This window comes from Kitasatospora sp. NPDC002040 (assembly GCF_040296785.1).
Taxonomy (GTDB): domain Bacteria; phylum Actinomycetota; class Actinomycetes; order Streptomycetales; family Streptomycetaceae; genus Kitasatospora.
This window is the reverse complement of record NZ_JBEOXV010000017.1, coordinates 122,229-129,082: the sequence shown is the minus strand read 5'-3', so window position 1 is coordinate 129,082 and position 6,854 is coordinate 122,229. Positions and strand designations below refer to the sequence as shown.

Sequence of the window (6,854 nt, the reverse complement as noted above, 5' to 3'; positions counted from 1 at the left end):
TACATTCCGAACCCGGAAGCTAAGCCTCATAGCGCCGATGGTACTGCAGGGGGGACCCTGTGGGAGAGTAGGACGCCGCCGAACAATCATTCAGAAAGCCCCTCATCCTCACCGGATGGGGGGCTTTTCTGTTGTAGGGTCAGTGCCGCAACGTATTACGTACCGTACAGGGAGGCCCCCGAGTGGAGGTCCAGGAGACGCGCGTTCAGACCGACCGCGTCCTCACCATCCCCAACCTGCTGAGCATGGGCCGGCTGGTGGGCGTTCCGATCTTCCTGTGGCTCATTCTGTGGCCGGTGTTCGACGGGCCCAACAATGACGGCTGGGCGATCGCCATCCTGATGTTGAGCGGGATCAGCGACTACCTGGACGGGAAGCTGGCCCGGCGGTGGGGGCAGATCAGCCGGCTGGGGCAGATCCTGGACCCGGCGGCGGACCGGCTGTACGTGCTGTCGACGCTGGTCGGTCTGACCTGGCGGGAGATTCTGCCGTGGTGGGTGACGGCGATTCTGTTGCTCCGGGAGGTATTCCTGGGGGCGCTGCTGCCGATTCTCAGCAAGCACGGGTACGGGCCGCTGCAGGTGACTTTCCTCGGCAAGGCGGCGACGTTCAATCTGATGTACGCCTTTCCGCTTCTGCTGCTGGGGGACGGCAGCGGGTGGCTGGCCGACACGGCCGGCGCGGTGAGCTGGGCCTTCATCTGGTGGGGCACGGTGCTGTACTGGTGGGCCGGAATCCTGTACGCGGTGCAGGTCAGGCAGCTGGTGAAGGCGGATGCCGCCGCTGCGGCGGGCTGATCACACCGCGGGCACGCGAGCTGCACAGGAGGCACTCCGAAGGGGCGTGGGACGAGACGAGTCCCACGTCCCTTCGGTGCGTCGAAGGAGGCTTACCGGGTAGAGATGCCTTCGGAACGGTTTGATGGAACCCCGTGCAGGGACATTCCAGAGCCGCGAAGGAGGACGCACCCGATATGAAAGCCGTTGTGATGGCAGGGGGCGAGGGAACTCGCCTTCGCCCGATGACCTCGAGCATGCCCAAACCGCTACTGCCGGTGGCGAACCGCCCGATCATGGAGCACGTGCTGAGGCTGCTCAAGCGCCACGGCCTCACCGACACCGTCGTCACAGTCCAGTTCCTCGCCTCACTGGTGAAGAACTATTTCGGTGACGGCGAAGAGTTGGGTATGCACCTCACCTACGCAAACGAGGAGACCCCGCTGGGGACGGCGGGCAGTGTGAAGAACGCGGAGGACGCGCTCCGGGACGACTCATTTCTGGTCATCTCCGGCGACGCGCTGACCGACTTCGACCTCACCGACCTGATCGCGTTCCACCGGCGCAAGGGTGCGCTGGTGACGGTCTGTCTGACCAGGGTGCCCAATCCGCTGGAGTTCGGGATCACGATCACGGACGACGAGGGCCGGGTGGAGCGGTTCCTGGAGAAGCCGACCTGGGGCCAGGTCTTCTCGGACACCGTGAACACCGGGATCTACGTGATGGAGCCGGAGGTCTTCGACTACGTAGCGGCGGGGGAGTCCGTCGACTGGTCGAGCGACGTGTTCCCGCAGTTGCTGAAGGAGGGCAAGCCGGTCTTCGGCTACGTTGCCGAGGGCTACTGGGAGGACGTGGGCACCCACGAGAGCTACGGCAAGGCGCAGGCCGACGTCCTGGACGGCAAGGTGGACGTCGAGCTGGACGGCTTCGAGATCTCCCCGGGGGTCTGGATCGCCGAGGGCGCGGAGGTGGACCCGGAGGCGATCCTGCGCGGGCCGCTGTACATCGGCGACTACGCCAAGGTCGAGGCCGGGGTCGAGCTGCGCGAGCACACCGTGCTGGGCAGCAACGTCGTGGTCAAGCGCGGTGCCTTCCTGCACAAGGCGGTGATCCACGACAACGTCTACATCGGGCCGCAGAGCAATCTGCGCGGCTGTGTGGTCGGCAAGAACACCGACGTGATGCGGGCCGCCCGGATCGAGGACGGCGCGGTGATCGGGGATGAGTGCCTGATCGGCGAGGAGTCGATCATCTCGGGCAACGTCCGGGTCTACCCGTTCAAGACGGTCGAGGCCGGTGCGTTCGTCAACACCTCGGTGATCTGGGAGTCGCGAGGCCAGGAGCACCTGTTCGGGGTGCGTGGCGTCTCCGGCATCCTGAACGTGGAGATCACCCCGGAGCTCGCGGTCCGGCTGGCCGGCGCGTACGCGACCACCTTGAAGAAGGGGGCGACCGTCACCATCGCGCGTGACCACTCGCGTGGTGCGCGGGCGTTGAAGCGGGCGATGATCTCGGCGCTGCAAACCAGCGCGATCGACGTCCGCGACCTGGAGAACGTACCGCTGCCGGTGGCCCGGCAGCACACCGCCAGGGGCAGTGCGGGCGGGATCTTCCTGCGGACCTCGCCGGGGGTGCCCGACTCGCTGGACATCCTGTTCTTCGACGAGCGGGGAGCGGACCTCTCGCAGGCCGGGCAGCGGAAGCTGGACCGGGTGTACGCGCGCCAGGAGTACCGGCGTGCGTTCCCCGGTGAGATCGGCGACCTGTCGCACCCGGGCAGCGTCTTCGACTCGTACGCGGGCAACCTGCTGCGGGCGGTCGACACCACCGGGGTCCGGGAGGCCGGACTGAAGGTGGTGGTGGATGCCGCGCACGGCAGTGCCGGGCTGGTGCTGCCCAGCATCCTCGGCCGGCTCGGTGTCGAGGCACTGACCGTCAGCGGCGGTCTGGACGAGCTGCGGCCGACCGAGGACGCGGAGTCGCGGCGGGCCGGGCTGGCCAGGCTGGGTGAGCTGGTGGCGTCCTCCCGGGCGGCGTTCGGGGTGCGGTTCGACCCGGTCGGTGAACGGGTGTCCTTCGTGGACGAGTTGGGCCGGGTGATCGGGGACGACCGGGCACTGCTGGTGCTGCTCGACCTGGTCGCGGCCGAGCGGCGGAGCGGCCAGGTGGCACTCCCGGTGACCACCACCCGGATCGCCGAGCAGGTGGCGGCCTACCACGGTACCCAGGTCACCTGGACGACGACCTCGCCGGACGACCTGGCCAAGGCGGCCTCCGCGGAGAGCACGGTGTTCGGCGGCGACGGGCGCGGCGGGTTCGTGATCCCGGAGTTCAGCGGAGTGCTGGACGGCGCGGCCGCGTTCGTCCGGCTGGTCGGGCTGGTGGCCAGGACGCAGCTGACGCTCAGCCAGATCGACGCCCGGATTCCGCAGGCGCACATCCAGCGCCGGGACATCGCGACGCCGTGGGCGGCCAAGGGCATGGTGATGCGCTCGGTGGTCGAGGCGGCGGGCAGCCGGCGGCTGGACACCACCGACGGTGTCCGGGTGGTCGAGCCGGACGGGCGGTGGACGCTGGTGCTGCCGGACCCGGCCGAGGCGGTCACGCACCTGTGGGCCGAGGGTCCGGACGACGAGGCGACCCAGCAGCTGCTGGACGAGTGGGCGGCCGTGGTGGACGGCGCCGGACGGTAGCGCGCGGTACGGCGTCGGGGCGGGTGGCTGCGGCCGCCCGCCCCGACGGCGTCCCCGGGCGCCCTCCGGGCGGCGCCCGCCAGGGCCCCTCCCGAACCGGACGATCACGATCGAGTGGTCAATCGTCGGGTGTACGGCGGGGGGTGTGCGCGGGCGCCCCCGGCGACATGGGACGATGTCGTCCATGCCAGCATCGCCGACGCCGAGTGACCGGGACGGACGCTACTCGCGCCCGGACGCCTCGATGTCCCTGCTGACCAGCGTGATGGACCACGGTCTGGACGAGGGCTACGCCGAGGCGGCCAAGGCCCGCGCGGGCGAGGGTCCGCGCCAGATGCCGACGGCCGTGAAGGGCAAGGCGGTGCTCGCGCTCGGACTGGCGCTGGCCACCGCCGTGGTCACGGTCGGTGCGGTCACCTCGCGCCAGGCCGCCCCGACGCTGGCCAAGGAGCGGGACGCCCTGGTCCAGCGGGTCAAGGACGCCAACGGCAGCGCCGACCACCTCCAGCAGCAGATCCAGGACCTGCGCGGCAAGGTGGACCGGGCGCAGAACCAGGCTCTGCAGGCGGACGGCGACGGCACGCTGGCGCGCCTGGCCGGCCAGGTCGGCACCGCCGCGGTCACCGGTCCCGGGGTGAAGCTGGTGATCGAGGACGCGTCCGGTACGGGCACGGGATCGGCCGCCAATCCGCGTGAGGCGGAGGGCTTCCAGAACAGCGGCCGACTGCGGGACCGCGACCTCCAACTGGTGGTCAACGGCCTGTGGCGGGCCGGCTCCGAGGCGATCTCGGTGAACGGCCAGCGGCTCACCGAGCTCTCCGCGATCCGGGCCGCGGGTGACGCGGTGCTGGTGGACAACCGGCCGCTGGTCCCCCCGTACACGGTGCTGGCGATCGGCGACGGCGCGAAGTTCGGCCAGGCCTTCCAGGACGGCGAGGCGGGGCAGTTCCTCAAGCTGATCCAGGACGCCAACGGCATCAAGTCCACACTGACCGTCCAGAAGAAGCTGACCGTGCCGGGCGCGGTCGGCACCACGCTGCGGTACGCGCAGCCCGACACCTCAGGAGCAGCTACACCGTGATTGCCGTTCTGGGTCTCGTGATCGGCGTGGTCGTCGGTCTGATCGTGCAGCCCGAGGTGCCCGACGCCGTGGTGCCGTACCTGCCGATCGCGGTGGTGGCGGCGCTGGACGCGGTGTTCGGCGGTGTGCGGGCGATGCTGGACGGCATCTTCGACGACAAGGTCTTCGTGGTCTCGTTCCTCTCCAACGTGGTGGTGGCCGCGCTGATCGTCTACCTGGGCGACCAGCTGGGCGTGGGCTCGCAGCTCTCCACCGGCGTGGTGGTCGTGCTCGGCATCCGGATCTTCTCCAACGCCGCGGCCATCCGCCGACACGTGTTCCGGGCCTGAGAGGAGCAGCGATGGCAGCGGAAGAACAGCCCGAACCCCAGCCGGAGCCCCAGGCCCAGCCCGAGCCGACGCCCGAGCCCGAGCCGACGCCCGGCCCCGGGCCGGCGGAGGCCGAGAGCACGCCGCGGCACCGGCTGCGGGTCGCGCTCTGGCCGCCCCGGCTGTCCCGGGGCCAGGTCGTGGTGGCGACCCTGCTGCTGGTGCTCGGCTTCGCGCTGGCGGTGCAGGTCAGGTCGACCAACGACCACAGCCAGCTGCGCGGCGCGCGGCAGGAGGACCTGGTCCGGATTCTCGACGAACTGGACAGCCGCCAGCAGCGTCTCCAACAGGAGAAGACGCAACTGGAACAGTCCCTGGCGCAGTTGGAGAACAGCTCCAACCAGGCCAAGGAAGCCCAGGAGCAGACGAGGAAGAAGGCGACGGAGCTGGGGGTGCTGGCAGGCACCGTCCGCGCCACCGGCCCGGGGATCGTCCTGACGATCGACGATCCCCAACGGCAGGTGAAGGCGGATATGCTGCTCGACACCCTGCAGGAACTCCGAGCCGCGGGGGCGGAGGCGATTCAGATCAACGACGTGCGAGTGGTGGCAGGCACCTACTTCACCGACGCGGACGCGGGCGTGCAGGTCGACGGCAGGAAGGTGTCGGCCCCGTTCAAGTTCACCGTGGTGGGGAACCCGCAGGATCTGACGCCTGCGCTGAACATCCCGGGCGGCGTCGTCCGCAGCCTGGAGAAGCAGCAGGCGCGCGCCACCATCACCCAGGAGCAGAAGGTCGTCGTGGACGCCCTGGCCGCTCCGACGGTGCCTCAGTACGCCAAGCCGGCGGCGAAGTGACGGCCCAGCCTCCGTACGGTCCGTCAGTTCTCGACCGCCCCCGGTGCGGGGCACCGCTCCTCCGTCGGAGAGACTGGGGCGTACCGCTCGTCCGATCACGGCCGCCGACAGTGCGGCCGACCGCATGTCCTGGCCTCACACCCTGCCCCGCGGGCGGGTCTGTCACACGCAAGGGGATTCGCCCGTGAGTCTGTTCTCGAAGCTGTTCGGCCGTTCGAACCGTCGCGCCGCGGCGGTCGAGGAGCCGACCGCGCGCCACCGCAGGTCCGACGAGTCGGCCGTGCCCGGCATGCGGCCCGCTCCGGAGGAGGCGCAGTACGCCGAGCGCCCGATGTTCCGGGAGGGGGCGCAGAATTCGGCGGGCTACGGCGCGTCGGCCGATCCTTCCGGCGCTCCGCGCATAGGTTTCCAGACGGGACCCTCAACCTCTGGTGGAGGGTTCGCCCAGGAGAACCCCTATGCCGACCACACCCTGCCGGGTGTGCCGCACCAGGAGGCAGCGCACATGTCCGGTGGTCCGACTCCCTGCCCCAGGTGCGGGAACCCGAACCCGGCCACGGCACGCTTCTGTTCGAACTGCGGCACGGCGCTGCGCGGCGGGCCGATGCCCGAGCGCGCGGCCGAGACCACCTCGACCATCTCGATCTCCGGCCTGGAGTCGTACGACCCCAACACCACCACCGGGACGGGCACCACGCCGGCGCTCTCGGCGGAGGTGCTGTCGGCGATCGACGCCCTGCCGGCCGGCTCGGCGCTGCTGATCGTGCAGCGCGGCCCGAACTCGGGCAGCCGCTTCCTGCTGGACGCGGACGTGACCACGGCCGGGCGCCACCCCGAGGGTGACATCTTCCTGGACGACGTCACGGTCTCCCGCCGGCACGTGGAGTTCCGGCGCCGTCCGGGCGGGTTCACGGTGGCCGACGTGGGCAGCCTGAACGGCACCTACGTCAACCGCGAGCGGATCGACGAGGTGCAGCTCAACAACGGCGACGAGGTGCAGATCGGCAAGTACCGGCTGGTCTTCTTCGCCAGCCACCAGCGGGGGTACTGAACCCAACGTCGGCAGGAGCCCGAGTGACCGCGCAACCCCCCAGCACCGTCGAGCACTCGCCCGTCCCCGGTTCGCGCCGGGCGGGCGA

General features: G+C 70.2%; 6 protein-coding genes and 1 rRNA gene. All 7 read left to right on the top strand.

The genetic code is table 11. From position 1 onward, the window contains the following. Positions 1 to 84: ribosomal RNA gene (rrf, locus tag ABT118_RS27810) — 5S ribosomal RNA — on the top strand; the annotation flags it as partial. Positions 85 to 182: 98 nt separating this feature from the next. Next, positions 183 to 797 carry a cardiolipin synthase ClsA gene (gene clsA, locus ABT118_RS27805; protein ID WP_350674770.1) on the top strand — a complete coding sequence of 205 codons (615 nt, stop codon included), beginning with the start codon at positions 183 to 185 and terminating at the stop codon, positions 795 to 797. Between the two features lie 176 nt (positions 798 to 973). Next, positions 974 to 3,469 (top strand): sugar phosphate nucleotidyltransferase, encoded by a 2,496-nt coding sequence (locus tag ABT118_RS27800; protein WP_350674767.1) that lies wholly within the window; start codon positions 974 to 976, stop codon positions 3,467 to 3,469. Between the two features lie 184 nt (positions 3,470 to 3,653). Continuing rightward, positions 3,654 to 4,550, top strand: a complete 897-nt coding sequence (locus ABT118_RS27795) for a DUF881 domain-containing protein (protein ID WP_350674765.1) — start codon at positions 3,654 to 3,656, stop codon at positions 4,548 to 4,550. Beyond that, positions 4,547 to 4,879: a small basic family protein gene (locus tag ABT118_RS27790; RefSeq protein ID WP_057236160.1), complete on the top strand. Its 333-nt coding sequence runs from the start codon at positions 4,547 to 4,549 to the stop codon at positions 4,877 to 4,879. Before ABT118_RS27795 ends, ABT118_RS27790 begins: the two co-directional genes overlap by 4 nt. Positions 4,880 to 4,890: 11 nt before the next feature. Further along, the gene (locus ABT118_RS27785; protein WP_350674760.1) at positions 4,891 to 5,715 is read left to right on the top strand and encodes a DUF881 domain-containing protein; all 825 of its coding nucleotides are present in this window, start codon (positions 4,891 to 4,893) and stop codon (positions 5,713 to 5,715) included. Positions 5,716 to 5,899: 184 nt separating this feature from the next. Beyond that, entirely contained in the window at positions 5,900 to 6,766 is an 867-nt protein-coding gene (locus ABT118_RS27780) for a double zinc ribbon and FHA domain-containing protein (RefSeq protein WP_502884695.1), read from the top strand. Positions 6,767 to 6,854: the final 88 nt, after the last annotated feature.